Raw genomic sequence first — 16143 nt, 5'->3', positions numbered from 1 at the left:
AAATATTTATTCAGGCTATAAAATTAATAAAAAAATCCTGATAATTCACCTGCAAAGGCAATTATCAGGACTGTTTTTATATCTGAGTGTTAGATTCCGGTCCTAAAACGGTACCAGGAGTCTCAGTTTCTGGCTGCGTATTAGAAACCGGATGTTCAGTTAATTCCGGGTCCCAGGCACGCTTGCCGAAAACTTCTTCTAAGTCTTCGCGGAAAATAACTTCTTTTTCGAGAAGTTTTGCCGCGAGTGCGTCAAGCTTATCCCTGTTTTCAGTCAGGATAGTTAAAGCTCTCTGATATTGGGTTTCAATGATTTTTGAAATTTCTTCATCAATCATTTTTGCGGTTTGTTCAGAATAAGGTTTTCCGAAATTGTATTCAGACTGGCCCGAACTGTCGTAGTACGAAATATTACCTACCTTATCATTCAGTCCGTAAATGGTAACCATGGCTTGCGCCTGTTTGGTAACACGCTCCAGATCCGAAAGTGCACCTGTGGAGATATTTCCGAACACGGCCTGTTCTGCAGCTCTTCCTCCCAAAGTTGCACAAAGTTCATCATGCATCTGCTCTGTGGTGGTCAGCTGTCTTTCTTCCGGCAGGTACCATGCTGCACCCAGGGATCGCCCTCTTGGGACAATCGTCACTTTTAATAGTGGCGCCGCGTGCTCTACTAACCATGAAATAGTTGCATGGCCAGCTTCGTGATAGGCTACTCTGCGTTTTTCTGAAGGTTTGATGGCTTTGTTTTTCTTTTCGAGACCCCCGATAATTCGGTCGATCGCATCAAGAAAATCCTGTTTTGTTACAGATTCGTGACCGTTTCTGGCGGCGATTAAAGCCGCTTCATTACAAAGGTTGGCAATGTCAGCACCACTGAATCCCGGAGTTTGTTTGGCCAGGAAATCGCGGTCGATATTTGGCTCGAGTTTAATTTTAGCCAGGTGAACATCGAAGATTTCTCTTCTCTCGTGAAGTTCTGGCAAGTCAACGTAAATAGAACGGTCGAACCGGCCGGCTCTCATCAAAGCTTTATCTAAGATGTCGGCTCTGTTGGTTGCTGCCATAATGATTACATTGGTATCAGTTCCGAAACCGTCCATTTCTGTAAGTAGCTGATTCAGTGTATTTTCGCGTTCGTCGTTACCACCTGTAAAATTACCTTTTCCTCTGGCTCTACCAATTGCATCAATTTCATCGATGAAGATAATTGCAGGAGATTTTGCCTTTGCCTGCGCGAATAAATCACGCACTCTTGATGCACCAACACCCACAAACATTTCAACAAAATCTGAACCTGAAAGTGAGAAGAAAGGAACTTTAGCTTCACCTGCAACAGCTTTTGCCAATAATGTTTTACCGGTTCCCGGAGGACCCACAAGAAGAACACCTTTCGGAATTTTACCTCCCAGCTTGGTGTATTTATCTGAATTCTTTAAGAAATCAACAACTTCCTGAACTTCCTCTTTTGCACCTTCGAGGCCTGCAACATCTTTAAATGAAACCTGAATTTTGTCCTTTTCGTCGAATAATTTAGCTTTTGATTTACCGATGGAGAAGATTTGGCCACCTCCGCCGCCTCCGCCTCCGCCCATCATTTTGCGGAAGATGACGAAATAGAATAAGGCCATAATACCGATCCAGAAGAGTGCTGTGAAAAGCAGTTCTGTCATCGGGTTTTTGCCAATCCCATAATCTTTTTTAGTGGTGAGAGTGGGATTTTCCTGCTTAATTTTATCAAATTTTTCCAGGAAAAGTTGCAGATCACCATAACTTAAACTGTAATCCGGTTTAGGTGCAAAATCGAAGGTGGAGAAAGGACTTTTATCCTGTGAAACCTGCTTGTTTGCCAACTCGGTTTTTGCAGCTTTCGTAAGAAATACATCTGCCTTTTCAATGTCTTTGTAAATTAATATATTGTCAACTTTCCCTTGTTGCAATAACTTATAAAACCCTTCCTCGTCCAAGGTGTTGGAGGTGGAATTGCTGTTCATATTCGTAAAGAAAATCAGCAGTATTGCAGCGATTATGATCGGAAAAAACCAGTTAAATCCTTTATTGTTATTCATATCTTTATTCATAAAAATTTTGACGAAAAATATATTCCGTCAAATTATAATTGATTTTCTATTTTGGTAATTTTAGCATCACCCCAAAGCTCTTCGATATCATAGTATGCTCTGGTTTCTCTCTGGAAAACGTGCACTACGACCGATACATAATCGAGTAAAACCCACAGGGAGTTTTCGGTTCCTTCCACATGCCATGGCCTGTCCTGCAAGTCGTTTCTTACTTTTTTCTGAATGTTTCCTGAGATGGCAGATACCTGCGTATTTGAATTTCCGGTGCAGATAATAAATGTTTGAGCCACTGAGTTTTCGATCGTTGAGAGGTCGAAAATCATAATATCTTCACCTTTTGTATCTTGTATTGCTTCTACGATTTTGTCTGTAAGCAACTGTTTTTCTGTAATTTTATTCATTAAAATTTTGTATAATCTGCAAATTTATTGTTTTTTTATTTAATTTGGGTCAAATTTGCCCGTTCTAACTCTTAAAGTTTTCATAAATGCCGGCCCTAATTTTCTTAAAAGAATGTGAATCGACCAACGAAGAAATCCTCAGATTTCTGAATCATACGAAAGCAGATATTCAGGCCGTTTACACTTTTAATCAAACCAAGGGAAAAGGTCAATACGGAAATTCCTGGGAATGCGCTGAAAATCTGAATCTGGCGTTTACGCTTGCGCTTCCTGCACAGCCTTTGGAAACACAGGATCATTTATTCAATTTCCGTACCGCCTTGCTGTTGGCCGATTTTCTTGCCATTATGACAAAAAATCGTGTGGAAATAAAGTGGCCAAATGACATTATTATAAAAAATAAGAAGATTGCGGGAATTTTAACAGAGAAAAAAACACTCGGCGGTATAAATTATTTTATCATCGGTATCGGACTGAATATTTTGCAGAAGAATTTTGATCATTTGCCAAAAGCAGGATCTATTCTAACGCAAACCGGTATAAAGCTGAATGCTACAAAAGTCGCAGATTCACTTTTTGTGTATCTTAGGGAACAGTTGCAGAATGAAATTTTCGTGGAAGATCTTTTTGAAAACATTAATCAAAGATTATTCAGGAAGGAAATGGTTTCTGTTTTTGAAATCAAAGGCATAAGACAAAATGGCATCATCAGAAATGTTGACGAAGAGGGTTTTCTTTGGGTGGAAATTGAAAATCAGGGACTTCAAAAATTCTACAATAAAGAAATAGAACTTCTTTACTGATTGGCTCTTTTGAAATAAAGATAAAGTGCCACAGGCGCGAAAATAATGTTGGGGAGCCACATCGCAAGAAGCGGTGGGAGGGTTTTGTTTTCTGAAACCACCTTTAAGACTTCGAAAGAAAATACAAATACAAAGGCCAGGGCAATCCCGATTGCGAGATTTACGCCAAGACCGCCACGTTTTTTCTGTGACGATAATGAAAGCCCTAAAAACGTGAGAATGATGACTGAAACGGGCATTGAAGTTCTTTGATAAAGCTCATTCAGATAGCTGTTCAGGTTGGCGTTGCCTTTTTCTTTTTCGCGGTCGATGAATTTTATGAGTTCAGGTGTTGTTTTATTTTGCCCTAAAAGCACGTCCGGGAAAAGCTCTTCCGGCGGATGCCCGAAACTTTTGGTCATGCTGTCTCCGTTGCCTAATTTCTCGGTTTCATCTTTATTGATCGTTTTTTCGAGATAAGCGTTTAGAACAAAGTGTTTTTTTTCTTTTTCCCAATAAAATTCGTTTGCGATTAACTGGTAAATAAGTTTTCTGTTTTTATCTAATTTTTGATAAATAAATCCAGAACCGCGTTTTTCTTTTTTGTTATAGCTTTTAATAAAAATATATTCGGTCTTTGAAAGTTGGGTGGCAATCTCAGCATTTCCGGTAAATTCTTCTCGGCTTTTTGCATTGTAAGTATAAGGCTCGAGTTCGTTTTTCTTGATATTTGCGAGTGGCAAAACAAAATGATTAATCAGCAGCGCGAGCACCGCAATAAAGCCTGAAGTCATTAAATAAGGTCTGGCAAACCGGTGAAAACTCGCGCCAGAACTTATGATTGCTACAATTTCTGTATTGTTGGCAATTCTGGAAGTAAAAAAAATCACTGAAATAAATACCAAAATCGACATGAATGTGATAATGAGGTTGATGATCCAGTAAGGATAAAAATCAATTAAAAATTCGCCAACCGTAAAACCGTTCGATTCAATTCTGGGTGCTTTTGCCTGCACATCGATGATCAGTACAATAATCGTCAAAAGTCCCAGCATGAAACCAAAAGTTCCGAGGTATTTTTTGATGATATACAGATCGATGATTTTCATAAAAGCCAAATTATATTAGAGTCTCTGTTTCAGCACAGGAATTACCGAATCTTTCCATTCGTAGAAATCGCCTGCGATAATGTGTTGCCGCGCAACTCTTACCAAATCGAGGTAAAAAGCCAAATTGTGTACCGATGCAATCTGTTTTGCAAGATATTCCTTCGCGACAAATAAATGTCTCACATACGCTTTAGAATATTCTGAATCTACGTAACTGGTCCCGAATTCATCCAGCGGCGAAAAATCGTCTTTCCACTTTTCGTTTTTCATGTTCATTACGCCTTGCCAGGTAAAAAGCATGGCGTTTCTGGCGTTTCTGGTTGGCATCACACAATCCATCATATCAACTCCCAGTCCAATTGACTCCAAAATGTTCCACGGTGTACCAACACCCATCAGATAACGGGGTTTATTTTTAGGTAAAATATCGGTTACTTCATCGGTGATGCGGTACATTTCTTCTTCGGGTTCGCCAACTGAAAGTCCGCCGATCGCGTTTCCTTCAGCATTCTGTTCCGAAATAAACTCTGCCGAAGCTTTTCTTAAATCAGAATAGGTAGAACCTTGAACGATTGGGAAGAGTCTTTGTTTGTGACCGTAAATTTCCGGATTATCTTCCGTCCATTTGATGCATCTTTTTAGCCAGCGGTGAGTCATTTCCATGGAATCTTTTGCAAGATTGTATTCGCACGGATAAGGGGTGCATTCATCAAACGCCATGAAAATATCCGCCCCGATCTGTCTCTGGATTTCCATTGATTTTTCCGGAGAAATAAAGTGTGGACTTCCGTCGATATGCGATTTGAATTTTACGCCTTCTTCGGTTAATTTTCTCGATTTCGACAAAGAAAAAACCTGATAACCTCCGGAATCGGTAAGAATCGGCAATTCCCAGTTCATGAATTTGTGCAGTCCGCCGGCGGCCTGCATAATATCCATTTTTGGACGTAAATTAAGATGGTAAGTATTTCCCAAAATAATCTGGGCTTTAATGTCATCGCGCAGTTCGCGCTGGTGCACCGTTTTAACTGAAGCCACGGTGCCTACCGGCATGAAAATCGGCGTCTGTATGGTGCCGTGGTCTGTAGAAATGGTTCCGGCGCGTGCTTTGCCAGTAGTGGTGTTGTTGATTTCGAAGAATAAGGACATAATTTTATCTTGCAAACGCAGGTACGTTCTGGTTTTCTTTTACATTTTTATCGATATAATCTTTTGCTGCAGGATCTTTGGCAACGATTATTTTTTGTGCATCATTCAGGATTTCTTCTAAATCTCCCGATGCGATATAATATTTATAGCTTTCGGTAAAATCACTGGCTTTTACCTTTTTGTTTTTCAATACAAAACGGGTGGCGTTTTCCAAATCAGACTGCGGAAGCAAGTTGTTGAACTGGTCATTCACCGCAAACTCAGCAATAATTTCGGACATCTCGTCTTTTGAAATAAGATTTTTCGGAGGATCAATCAGCTGTGAGCAACTCATGACCAAAATCGAAAATAATATTAATAAGAAATTTTTCATAATTTTCCTATGATAGATTTCCATTTCAGGTTTAAAACTCCAAAAACCGCTTCATGAATAATTCCGCCGTTCATTTTGCTTTCGCCCAGCTCTCTGTTGGTGAATATGATGGGAACTTCCACAATTTTAAATCCTTTTTTGAATGCACGGAATTTCATTTCGATCTGAAATCCGTAACCTTTAAGTTTAATATCATCCAAACCGATTTCTTCAAGAACTTTTCTGGAGAAGCAGACAAAACCTGCGGTAGTGTCGTGAACCGGAATTCCTAAAATAAATCTTACGTATTTGGAGGCGAAATAAGAGAGTAAAACGCGGCCCATTGGCCAGTTAACTACATTTACCCCTTTTGAATACCGGGAGCCAATGCTCATGTCATTTTTTAGGCAGGCTTCGTAAAGACGGTCAAGATCTTTTGGATTGTGTGAAAAATCGGCATCCATTTCGAAAATATAATCGAAATTATTCTGAAGCGCCCATTTAAAACCATGAATGTAGGCTTGTCCCAACCCGTCTTTCACCTTTCGGATGCTTAGATGAAGCTCGTGAGGATAAATTTTCTGCAGATTTTTTACAATTTCTGCTGTACCATCGGGTGAAGAATCATCAACGATAAGAACATGAAAATCCTCTTCCAAAGCGAAGACCGCTGAAATAATATTTTCGATGTTTTCCTTTTCGTTGTAAGTGGGGATAATGACGAGTTTCTTCATCCTACAAATTAATTTGCAAAGATAAACTTTTCCGGCTTAAATTTTTTGCTATTCTTTACGAGATAATACTGGGTTTTCAATTGCCTGAAAATTGCGGTTAAACTTTGCTTTATTTGCTTATTTTTGCAAAAAAATACAAATTGGTAAGAATTGTACAGCATAATGATTGGGTAGTAATTATCCTAGTAAGCTGCATTTTCCTCTATATTTTCATGCTTTTATCGTTGCGGAGGGATTCTTCGGTGACCGAGTTTCTGCTGCAGAAATTTGCCGACTCTACAAATAATTTTCTGAGCTGGATCATCATCAGTTTTGTTTTTACCCTGGTGCTGTCTGTTTTCGTGTCACAGAATATACCGGTAGTGCCACAAAAAGTTACAGATTTTCAGTTTTTTGGCTACGAACTGAATAAATTTGGATTTACATTCGTGGGTATTTCAATATTTTATTTTTTGAAAAACATTCTCACTTACCTTTATTTTGCAGGTACAGGCACGGCGAAAAAGTGGGAAGTTTTCCATTTCATTGCTTCTAAGTTTTATTTCTGTTTTTCGATAGTGATCATGATCCTCTGCCTGATTCAGTATTTTTATCTTTTCGATAAATTTCTGATGTTTGATGTATATCTGGCTGTATTTGCATTTGCCTTTTTGTTCAAACAGTTCTTCTATGTTTTCCACCCCAGCAGTATATTGCCCGAAAAATGGTATTATAAATTTTTGTATATTTGCACCCTCCAAATAGTACCTGTTTTGGTACTCTGGAAACTCTTGTTTTTTTAATATTTTGATGATGAAAATAAAATCGATCCTCGTATCACAACCCGCGCCCAATGAATCTTCACCTTATCTGGAGATGGCCAAAAAAGAAAAAATCAAAATAGATTTCCGGCCATTTATTCATGTTGAAGGTGTTGATGCTAAGGAGCTTAGAGCCCAAAAAATCGATCTCGCGCAATACACAGGAATTATTTTTACAAGTAAAAATGCAGTTGATCATTACTTCCGTCTTGCAGAAGAAATGCGGTTTACGGTACCCGATTCGATGCGGTACATTTGCCAGTCTGAAGCCATTGCAAATTACCTTCAGAAACACATCGTTTACAGAAAAAGAAAAATTTCTTTCGGTGAAAAAACATTTGCTGATTTATTGCCGCTTTTCAAGAAATTTCCTTCAGAAAAATACTTACTTCCTGCAGCAGATGTGCTAAGCCCGGATGTTGTGAAAGTGCTGGATTCTGCGCCAATCGAATGGACGAGAGCGACCATGTACCGCACCGTTTGCAGTGACCTTACCGATATTAGTGTGAAGGAATACGACATGCTGGTATTCTTCAGCCCACAGGGAATAAGGTCTTTAGGAAAGAACTTTGAAAACTTCGAACAGAAAGATACTAAAATAGCTGTTTTTGGTACTACCACAGAGCAGGCAGCCAAAGAAGCTGGGTTAAGAGTTGATGTGATGGCGCCGAGTAAAGAAACACCATCCATGACGATGGCGATAGAGAAATACATCCGGCAGATGAACAAATAGAACCTGGATTCTATATCTTATTTTAAAACCGTCTTTCTTCGTTAAAGATGGTTTTGTTTTTAATTAATCTTAACTTTGCGGGCTTTTTGCAGGCAAATTATTCACAATCTCATTACAAAAATGAACGCTCCCAAAGCAAAAAAAATCCATAAAATTCTCGAAATTCACGGCGATAAAAGGGCTGATGATTATTTCTGGATGAACGAAAGAGAAAATCCGGAAGTCACCGATTATCTGAATGCGGAAAACGCGTACTGCGATTTTATGATGAAGGATACCGAAGACTTTCAGCAGCTGCTTTTCGATGAGATGAAAGCACGTTACAAGGAAGATGACCAAAGTTTACCTTATTTTTTTAATAAATACTGGTATATCGTAAGATTCGAAAAAGGAAAAGAATATCCCATTTTCAGCAGGAAATTCCAGACGCTGGATCATGAAGAGGAAATTTTACTCGATGTAAATATTCTGGCGGAAGACGAAAGTTTTCTGGAAGTAGGCAGCGTTGCAGTTTCGCCGGATAACAAACTCATGAGTTTCTCCACGGATAATGTTGGAAGAAGAATTTATACCCTAAGTTTCAAAAATCTGGAAAACGGCGAACTCTTTGGTGAACAAATTCCCAATACCACAGGCAAAGCGGTTTGGGCAAACGACAATAAGCACGTGTTCTATACCAGAAAAGACGAGAATCTGCGCGCATTCCAGGTCTTCAGACACCAACTGGGAACACCTTATGAACATGATGTTCTGATTTTTCATGAAAAAGATGAAGCGTTCGACGTTAACATCTTCAAAACAAAGTCTTTGGAATATATTTTTATCTCGAGTTCGAGTTCGGTTACCGATGAGATGCATTTTATTCCTGCGGGCGATGTTTTTTCGGAATGGAAGGTCATTCAGCCAAGAACAGAAGATCTTGAATATTCTGTGGAACATTACGAGGATGAATTTTATATCATCACCAATGCGGATGACGCTACCAATTTTAAAATCGTAAAAACAAAAGTTGCAAATCCCGGAATTGAAAATTGGGAAGACGTAATCCCACACCGGAAAGAAACGCTGCTCGAAGGTTTTGAAATTTTTAAAGATTACTTCGTCCTGGAAGAAAGGACAGAAGGTCTTCTTCAAATTAAAATTATTGAAAACCATACAGGAAACTCCCATTATCTGGAGTTTTCGGATCCTACTTATACCGCTTATATTGGTTTGAATCTTGAATTTGATACTACGAAGCTCCGATTTGGATATACATCTTTAACCAAGCCAAATTCCACGATTGAATACGATATGAAGGAGAAAACTTCGCAGGTTTTGAAACAACATGAAGTTTTGGGTGGAAAATTTTTCCCTGAAAATTATATTTCGGAAAGAATTTGGGCACCTTCCCGTGACGGGAAAAACCACATTCCGGTTTCGATCGTTTATCATAAAAATACCCATAGATCAGCTGAAACGCCGCTGCTGCTCTATGGTTATGGAAGTTACGGACATACGGTAGATGCAAGTTTTTCTAATGTACGCCTTTCGATTCTGGACCGTGGTTTTGTGTATGCGATTGCCCACATCCGCGGCGGTGAATATTTGGGACGCGAATGGTACGAGGATGGAAAAATGCTACGTAAAAAGAATACGTTCTACGATTTTATAGATGCTGCAAAATATTTAATTTCTGAAAATTACACTTCAGAAAAGCATCTTTATGCGATGGGAGGAAGCGCCGGCGGACTGCTTGTGGGAGCGGTGATGAATGAAGAGCCCGAGCTTTTCAACGGGATTATTGCACAGGTGCCTTTTGTAGACGTGGTTACCACGATGTTGGACGAAACAATTCCTTTAACCACCGGGGAATTTGATGAATGGGGAAATCCGAAAAAGAAAAAGTATTATGATTACATGAAATCTTATTCGCCTTATGATAATGTGGAAGCTAAAAATTATTCGAATATATTGATTACCACTGGTTTGCACGATTCGCAAGTACAGTATTGGGAACCGGCAAAATGGACTGCCAAACTCCGTGAACTGAAAACCGATGATAATTTGCTTCTTTTCAAAACCGATATGAGCGCGGGACACGGCGGCGCTTCCGGAAGATTCGAGTCATTAAAGGAAGACGCGCTGGAATATGCCTTTATTTTAAAACTGGAAAATAAAATTGATGGAAAATAAAACCGACAGCCAACTTTGGGAAGAAGTAGAGGCTTTTTTCGTTGAAAATTTCGATACAGACAAGCATCCGCAGATTGATACGATTCTGTTTTTAATCGGTGTTCAGGAACTGGGCAGCGGACAGCAGAAATATACAAAAGACGATAAACTTAATATCCTGCATATTGCAGTTTGCAGACTTCTGGAGCCGTTCGGATACTATAAGTTCTCTCACTACGACGACGACGGGTATCCTCACTTTGAAGAACTCGAACAGTTGCCGGAACTAAAACCTAATGAGCAGCAGATTTTAATGAAAAAAGCGATCATTCAGTATTTTATGGACGAAGAACTTTTTAAATAGATAGGGCCGATTTTAATCGGTCTTTTTTATTTTATAAGTTCTTCCAGTTGGGAAAGACAGGTTTTAAAACCTTCTTCAAATCCCAGATCCAGGATTTTTTTCATGTCTGCTTCAGAATTAAAATGGATGTTCACAGTAAGTTTTGTTCCTTCGTCAACGCCGGTAAAGCCTAAAAGCCATTTTACAGTTGGAAAAAGTGGGTCGATATTGCCTTGAGCATCAGTAAAGAAATCAGTCCAGTCGAAACTTCTGTGAAAAGTGATTTCGTGATATTCGGCGCCGGCATACTGTCTTTCGTTTTCCGGGCCAACCATGGCATAATTCCATCTTCCGCCTTCTTTAAAATCCAGATTTTGGGTTTCGCATTTCCACGGTTTTGGCGCCCACCACTGGTCAAGGAGTTCCGGCTTTGTAAAATGATTCCATATTACGGAAACATCGGCATCATAAACTTTCATTACAAAAACGCTGGCAGCATCAAAATCTTTATTGAAAACAGTGTTGGATTCCATTAGAGTAATTTTAAAACAAATGTAAAAGAATATTTTTAAAAGTATATCACAGGGCTTACAAACCTTTTGGCAATACTTATATTTTGTTAAAAGGAGTTTTTTTAAGAAATTAAAAACAATATTTATATAGTTTTCTTGTTATTATATTCTTAAAATGATTAATTTTAACAATTCAAATTAAAATTTCATAATGAACAATAAGTTTATTCCATTTATCTCTGTATTGATGACGATTTCAATGATTGTCTTCGTCACGTTGCAATTGTATTGGATAAAAGAGTTGTATTCTGCACTGAACCAAGATTTTTCGAACAAAGTGTATTCTGCTTTAGAATCCTCCGCACTGAAAGCTCAGGAGATGGAAGTGGAGAAATATCTCAATATAGACAATAAAAACTTTGGAAAAACAGTAGTTGACAGCAGCAATCTTCCTACCCAGACTTATATTCAGCAGAATTCGGATTCGGCGAACAGAACTACAATAACTTTCCAGAAAAGTATTGTCGAAAGTCAAAACTTTCCGATTTCTTCAAAAGGTGACAGTTTGCAGCTTACAAAACTCTATACCGACGAAGGTATTCTTAAAATTAAAAAAAATAATACCGCCGAGCCTTTAACTGCGCAATTATCCAAAGATATCAGCAATAATACTTATGCATTGCGGCAGTTTGTAAAGTTAAGCGCCTCGAACCTTCCAATTGAAAAAAGAGTGGATATAGCAGCTCTAGATTCGGTTTTATCTAAAGAGTTGAAGCTTAATGGTTTAAATACAAAATTTGGCTTTGCGGTAATGGATAAAACAAACAGGCTCACGAAAGTGGTAAATGATATTTACATCGACCAGAAAGATAAAAGCAACTACACTTATCCGCTTTTTACCGATAGTAAGGAACGTACTTTATATACGCTTGCACTTGTTTTCCCCCGGAAAGATTACTCACTGGCAAAGAATAATTTACCGATGCTTCTGGGTACGTTCATGTCGCTTCTTACCATTTTGGGGATTTACATCATTTCGATTAATTATATGATGCGCCAGAAAAAAATTGCGGATGTAAAGACGGATTTTATCAATAATATGTCCCATGAGTTTAAAACACCTTTGGCAACAATTTCTGTTGCGACCGATTCTTTGGCCAACGACAAGATTGCGACAAATCCTGAAAAAGTAAAATATTATTCGGGATTGATTAAACAGGAAAATCTCCGGATGAAAAAGCAGGTCGAAAATGTGCTGAATATGTCGAAATTAGAGCGGAATGAAGTACAGCTTTTTCTGAAAGAAACCGATGTAAGGGCTTTGATTAAAGAAATTTCTGAATCTTTCGGGCTTATTGTTGCGCAGAGAAACGGTACGTTAACCCAGGAATTCAATACCAGCAAGTACACTTTTAAAATCGATGAATTTCATATATCGAATGCGCTGGTTAATCTGCTCGACAATGCCAATAAATATTCTCCCGACGCACCTCAGATTAAGGTAAAGACAAGAAATGAAGGGAATTTTTATGTTGTAGAAATTTCTGACAAGGGAATGGGAATGGATATGGACAATAAAACGCGGATTTTCGAGAAATTTTTCCGCGAAGAAACTGGGAATATTCACAATGTAAAAGGCCAGGGTCTCGGACTTTCTTATGTGAAAAAAATCGTGGAACTCCACAAAGGTCAGGTTCTTGTAGAGTCGCAAAAGGGGAAGGGAAGTACGTTTACCATAAAGCTACCGATGGTACACTGATAAAATATTAATATAATGTGGGGCTACAATATTTACCCTCATCAAAGAAATAAAAATAAATAAATTATGAGCAACAGAATCTTATTAGTAGAAGACGACCAAAGTTTTGGTGCTGTTTTAAAGGATTATTTAACCATAAATAATTTTGAAGTTACCCTGGCAACCGACGGCGAACAGGGATTAAAGGAATTCACAGAAAATGAATTCGATATTTGTATTTTTGATGTCATGATGCCTAAAAAAGATGGTTTCAGTCTGGCGGAAGACGTAAAAAGAATTGATAAAAACACGCCGATCATCTTTCTTACGGCGAGAAACATGCGCGAAGATATTCTGAAAGGTTACCAGCTTGGCGCAGACGACTATATTACAAAACCTTTTGATACGGAGCTTTTGCTTTATAAAATCAAAGCAATTCTGCAGAGAAGCGCTGTATTGGAAGATGATGAGCAGGAGCAATTCAAAATCAGTAATATTTTCTTTGATTCGATGCTGCGCCAGTTAAGAGTAGGTGATAACGAATACAAGCTTTCTCCGAAAGAAAACGAGTTACTGAAGCTTCTTTGTATGCACCGTAACGATTTCATGCCGAGAGATTTGGCCTTGCGGAAAATCTGGAAGAAAGAAAATTATTTCACCGCACGAAGTATGGATGTTTATATCGCTAAACTTAGAAAACTCTTACGTGATGACGAAGGTCTGGAAATCATCAACGTACATGGTGAAGGCTTCCGCCTTCTTGTGAAAAATTAAGAACAAAAAAAGCTCCGGAATTTTACGGAGCTTTTTTGTTTTATTGAAAATTATTTTGCTTCAACGCAGAACACCCTGTACTGAATTGCAATTGCGGATTTAAAATGTGCGCGTATTTTGGCCAAATCCGCTGCCGCACTCTGTTTTGTAAGATAGCTCCCCGCCATTACTTTGTAGTTGGGTCTAAGGGAAGCATCGATTTCAACCTTCATATTCGGGAATCTTCTTCTGAAAAAAAGGCCAACTTCTCTGGCTTCTTCATTGCTTTTTACAACGGCCAACTGAATTTTATATCCCATGATTCTTGGGTTTCTGCGACAAATTTCAGCCTGTGTAAGTTCTTTTTCCGGCACTACTATTTTTGGGGCAGTTGTTTTAGGTGCGTCATTATTTGATGAATTCCGGGTAAGGCACTTTTCTTCCAGGTTTTCCAATAAGTCCTCAACTTTTTTATCCATTGATATAGAAAGCGGAGTTCCCGAAATGGTATCGTTTTTCACAACTTGCTGTGCATCAAGATTATTAATTGCTAACAGAAAAATTACAGGAATTATTTTAAGAATACGGTTCATTAAGATTTATTTTAGGCAAATTTATAACAAATAAAAATTATACCAACATTTGCTATTTAGAATTAATACAAATTAACTAAATGTGCCAAAAGGGCTTTTATTCTGCCGTTAAATTTCTGTTAAAAGTCTTATTTTTGCCCAATTGAAAAGTAAACTCAAATATTTTACTAACCCAAGATTTTATAAATGATTAGTTGGAGAAAGCATTACAAGAGGGGTCTTATCGCAATAGGTCTATTGCTGTCGACCAGTGCTTCTATTTACGCTCAAGGAGATGCGAAAAACGGTGAAAAGCTTTTCAAAGCTAACTGTACCGCGTGTCACGCATTAGACAAGCAACTTGTTGGTCCTGCCTTAGGTGGCGTAGTAGACAGACTTAAAAAAGAGCAGAATCTCGACACAGATTGGCTGCATAAGTGGATTAAGGACAATAAATCCCTGCGCGAATCGGGAGATAAGTACGCTATCGAAGTTTACGAGAAGTTTAACAAAACGGAGATGCTTCCTTTTCCTAATCTTACAGATCAGGACATCAATGACATTTTAGAGTATACTACCAATCCTCCTGCGGCAGAGCCGGCAGCGGCAGATGCTGCGGCAACCGGAGCTGGAGCAGATGCCAATTCTATGGCTGCTTTAGAGGCTGCGAAAAAGGAATCAGTAAACTCCAAAATCATTCTTATTTCATTAGTAGCTATCGGTGCATTGTTGCTTTGGTTGCTTCTAAAACTTCAGCAGCTGGTAAAACTTCAGCAAAGTGAAGAGCTTTCAGAACTCAACGCAAACAGAGCGGTTTCTCTTGGCGATCTTTACAGAAAATACCACTACGTAGGAAAAGGAGTTCTTGTAGTTCTGGGTGTTTTAGCAGCGTACGGAATCTGGAACTGGCTAATGTGGATAGGTGTTTATAAGGGTTATAAACCGGAACAGCCAATTTACTTCTCTCATAAAATTCACGCAGGTGAAAATAAGATCGACTGTCAGCTTTGTCACTCTTCAGCCAAGTATGGTAAAGTTTCTGAAATTCCTTCCATGAACGTTTGTATGAACTGTCACCGTACAATTTCTGAATATAACGGTAAATACATGGAGCCAGGAAAAGACAAGGCATTCTACGACGGTGAAATTCAGAAAATTTATGCGGCAACAGGCTGGGATCCAGCATCACAGCAGTATACAGGTAAAACACAACCTGTAGAATGGGTGAGAATCCACAACATGCCGGATTTTGTGTACTTCGATCACTCTCAGCACGTAGTTGCGGGCGAGCAGGCAATCATCAGCTCCCACAACAAAAAGAATCCTGAAGCGAAAATTGATGTTGTTTGTAAAGCTTGTCACGGGCAGGTTGATACCATGAACGTGGTGCAGATGGCAAACGATTTCACCATGGGTTGGTGTATCGAGTGTCACAGAACAACAGAAGTTGATATGAACAACGGTTATAATAAAGAATACTTCAAGAATCTACACGACAAACTGAAAAAACAATACGGTTCAGGTACAAAGATTACGGTAGATGCGATTGGAGGTCTTGAGTGTGGTAAATGTCATTATTAATAACTAAAAATTAGAAGTATCAATGGCTTCAAATAAAATAAAATTCAGAAGTATTCACGAACTGAAAGATCCAAGCCTAAACTCCAGGCTGGCTCTTAAAGAATTTCAGGACGAAATTCCTGTGGGTGAATTGTTGGGAGGTGAAAAATCAAAGGAATCGGGATCATCCAGAAGAGATTTCCTGAAACTTTTAGGATTCTCTACTGCTGCTGTTACTTTGGCCGCTTGTGAGGCTCCGGTGATTAAAACCATCCCTTACGTAGTAAAACCCCACGAAATCATCCCTGGCGTTCCCAACTATTATGCAACTACATATTTTGACGGTTACGACTTCGCAAGTGTTTTAGTTA

At 38.8% G+C, this 16143-nt stretch carries 17 protein-coding genes; 8 read left to right on the top strand and 9 right to left on the bottom strand.

What is annotated here, in order from left to right:
• Nucleotides 1-76 precede the first annotated feature (76 nt).
• Together ftsH and rsfS are read right to left on the bottom strand one after the other, a co-directional pair.
• Nucleotides 77-2080, bottom strand: a complete 2004-nt coding sequence (gene ftsH / locus V5N63_RS03740; RefSeq protein WP_442905774.1) for an ATP-dependent zinc metalloprotease FtsH — start codon at nt 2078-2080, stop codon at nt 77-79.
• 32 nt (nt 2081-2112) lie between these two features.
• Entirely contained in the window at nt 2113-2481 is a 369-nt protein-coding gene (gene rsfS, locus V5N63_RS03735) for a ribosome silencing factor (RefSeq protein WP_332020313.1), read from the bottom strand.
• Nucleotides 2482-2567: 86 nt separating this feature from the next.
• On the opposite strand from rsfS, the gene V5N63_RS03730 reads away from it, so the two are divergent.
• Entirely contained in the window at nt 2568-3284 is a 717-nt protein-coding gene (locus V5N63_RS03730; RefSeq protein WP_332032889.1) for a biotin--[acetyl-CoA-carboxylase] ligase, read from the top strand.
• On the opposite strand, the gene V5N63_RS03725 is transcribed toward V5N63_RS03730, so the two are convergent.
• The 5 genes from V5N63_RS03725 to V5N63_RS03705 form a co-directional block, all read right to left on the bottom strand.
• A complete protein-coding gene (locus tag V5N63_RS03725; protein ID WP_332022369.1) occupies nt 3278-4372 on the bottom strand; it encodes an LptF/LptG family permease in 1095 nt (364 codons plus the stop codon). The two genes, V5N63_RS03730 and V5N63_RS03725, sit on opposite strands and share 7 nt — an antisense overlap.
• Nucleotides 4373-4387: 15 nt before the next feature.
• Nucleotides 4388-5521: a tRNA guanosine(34) transglycosylase Tgt gene (tgt, locus tag V5N63_RS03720; protein WP_332032888.1), complete on the bottom strand. Its 1134-nt coding sequence runs from the start codon at nt 5519-5521 to the stop codon at nt 4388-4390.
• A 4-nt stretch (nt 5522-5525) separates the two neighbouring features.
• The gene (locus V5N63_RS03715; RefSeq protein WP_332032887.1) at nt 5526-5894 is read right to left on the bottom strand and encodes a DUF4296 domain-containing protein; all 369 of its coding nucleotides are present in this window, start codon (nt 5892-5894) and stop codon (nt 5526-5528) included.
• Nucleotides 5891-6607, bottom strand: coding sequence for a polyprenol monophosphomannose synthase (locus V5N63_RS03710; protein WP_332032886.1), 717 nt, complete (start codon nt 6605-6607; stop codon nt 5891-5893). Before V5N63_RS03710 ends, V5N63_RS03715 begins: the two co-directional genes overlap by 4 nt.
• A gap of 437 nt (nt 6608-7044) precedes the next feature.
• The gene (locus tag V5N63_RS03705; protein ID WP_332032885.1) at nt 7045-7347 is read right to left on the bottom strand and encodes a hypothetical protein; all 303 of its coding nucleotides are present in this window, start codon (nt 7345-7347) and stop codon (nt 7045-7047) included.
• Nucleotides 7348-7399: 52 nt separating this feature from the next.
• Here V5N63_RS03705 and V5N63_RS03700 point away from each other — a divergent pair, with 52 nt between their 5' ends.
• The 3 genes from V5N63_RS03700 to V5N63_RS03690 all read left to right on the top strand — a co-directional run bounded on the left by V5N63_RS03700 (nt 7400) and on the right by V5N63_RS03690 (nt 10658).
• Complete coding sequence (locus V5N63_RS03700; RefSeq protein WP_088468502.1) at nt 7400-8140, top strand: uroporphyrinogen-III synthase; 741 nt, start codon at nt 7400-7402, stop codon at nt 8138-8140.
• A 120-nt stretch (nt 8141-8260) separates the two neighbouring features.
• Complete coding sequence (locus tag V5N63_RS03695; protein ID WP_332032884.1) at nt 8261-10315, top strand: S9 family peptidase; 2055 nt, start codon at nt 8261-8263, stop codon at nt 10313-10315.
• Nucleotides 10305-10658 (top strand): hypothetical protein, encoded by a 354-nt coding sequence (locus V5N63_RS03690; RefSeq protein WP_332032883.1) that lies wholly within the window; start codon nt 10305-10307, stop codon nt 10656-10658. Before V5N63_RS03695 ends, V5N63_RS03690 begins: the two co-directional genes overlap by 11 nt.
• A 26-nt stretch (nt 10659-10684) precedes the next feature.
• Here V5N63_RS03690 and V5N63_RS03685 read toward each other — a convergent pair whose 3' ends face one another.
• A complete protein-coding gene (locus V5N63_RS03685; RefSeq protein ID WP_332032882.1) occupies nt 10685-11170 on the bottom strand; it encodes an SRPBCC domain-containing protein in 486 nt (161 codons plus the stop codon).
• A gap of 190 nt (nt 11171-11360) precedes the next feature.
• Here V5N63_RS03685 and V5N63_RS03680 point away from each other — a divergent pair, with 190 nt between their 5' ends.
• Nucleotides 11361-12908: a sensor histidine kinase gene (locus V5N63_RS03680; protein ID WP_332032881.1), complete on the top strand. Its 1548-nt coding sequence runs from the start codon at nt 11361-11363 to the stop codon at nt 12906-12908.
• Nucleotides 12909-12974: 66 nt separating this feature from the next.
• Nucleotides 12975-13661, top strand: a complete 687-nt coding sequence (locus tag V5N63_RS03675; protein WP_088468507.1) for a response regulator transcription factor — start codon at nt 12975-12977, stop codon at nt 13659-13661.
• 50 nt (nt 13662-13711) lie between these two features.
• On the opposite strand, the gene V5N63_RS03670 is transcribed toward V5N63_RS03675, so the two are convergent.
• Nucleotides 13712-14233 carry an SPOR domain-containing protein gene (locus V5N63_RS03670; protein WP_332018741.1) on the bottom strand — a complete coding sequence of 174 codons (522 nt, stop codon included), beginning with the start codon at nt 14231-14233 and terminating at the stop codon, nt 13712-13714.
• 186 nt (nt 14234-14419) lie between these two features.
• Between V5N63_RS03670 and V5N63_RS03665 the strand changes: the two genes are divergently transcribed.
• Entirely contained in the window at nt 14420-15793 is a 1374-nt protein-coding gene (locus V5N63_RS03665) for a c-type cytochrome (protein WP_332032880.1), read from the top strand.
• A 22-nt stretch (nt 15794-15815) separates the two neighbouring features.
• A partial coding sequence (locus V5N63_RS03660; RefSeq protein WP_332032879.1) for a TAT-variant-translocated molybdopterin oxidoreductase occupies nt 15816-16143 on the top strand: 328 nt, incomplete at its 3' end.

Source organism: Kaistella sp., assembly GCF_032060305.1.
Lineage (GTDB): Bacteria > Bacteroidota > Bacteroidia > Flavobacteriales > Weeksellaceae > Kaistella > Kaistella yananensis.
This window is presented reverse-complemented; position numbering and strand designations above follow the sequence as displayed.

Bases quoted from the DNA above. Each gene is read 5' to 3' on its own strand.
- ftsH (WP_442905774.1), bottom strand. From the start codon at position 2,080: ATGAATAAAGATATGAATAACAATAAAGGATTTAACTGGTTTTTTCCG.
- rsfS (WP_332020313.1), bottom strand. From the start codon at position 2,481: ATGAATAAAATTACAGAAAAACAGTTGCTTACAGACAAAATCGTAGAA.
- V5N63_RS03730 (WP_332032889.1), top strand. From the start codon at position 2,568: ATGCCGGCCCTAATTTTCTTAAAAGAATGTGAATCGACCAACGAAGAA.
- V5N63_RS03725 (WP_332022369.1), bottom strand. From the start codon at position 4,372: ATGAAAATCATCGATCTGTATATCATCAAAAAATACCTCGGAACTTTT.
- tgt (WP_332032888.1), bottom strand. From the start codon at position 5,521: ATGTCCTTATTCTTCGAAATCAACAACACCACTACTGGCAAAGCACGC.
- V5N63_RS03715 (WP_332032887.1), bottom strand. From the start codon at position 5,894: ATGAAAAATTTCTTATTAATATTATTTTCGATTTTGGTCATGAGTTGC.
- V5N63_RS03710 (WP_332032886.1), bottom strand. From the start codon at position 6,607: ATGAAGAAACTCGTCATTATCCCCACTTACAACGAAAAGGAAAACATC.
- V5N63_RS03700 (WP_088468502.1), top strand. From the start codon at position 7,400: ATGAAAATAAAATCGATCCTCGTATCACAACCCGCGCCCAATGAATCT.
- V5N63_RS03695 (WP_332032884.1), top strand. From the start codon at position 8,261: ATGAACGCTCCCAAAGCAAAAAAAATCCATAAAATTCTCGAAATTCAC.
- V5N63_RS03690 (WP_332032883.1), top strand. From the start codon at position 10,305: ATGGAAAATAAAACCGACAGCCAACTTTGGGAAGAAGTAGAGGCTTTT.
- V5N63_RS03685 (WP_332032882.1), bottom strand. From the start codon at position 11,170: ATGGAATCCAACACTGTTTTCAATAAAGATTTTGATGCTGCCAGCGTT.
- V5N63_RS03680 (WP_332032881.1), top strand. From the start codon at position 11,361: ATGAACAATAAGTTTATTCCATTTATCTCTGTATTGATGACGATTTCA.
- V5N63_RS03675 (WP_088468507.1), top strand. From the start codon at position 12,975: ATGAGCAACAGAATCTTATTAGTAGAAGACGACCAAAGTTTTGGTGCT.
- V5N63_RS03670 (WP_332018741.1), bottom strand. From the start codon at position 14,233: ATGAACCGTATTCTTAAAATAATTCCTGTAATTTTTCTGTTAGCAATT.
- V5N63_RS03665 (WP_332032880.1), top strand. From the start codon at position 14,420: ATGATTAGTTGGAGAAAGCATTACAAGAGGGGTCTTATCGCAATAGGT.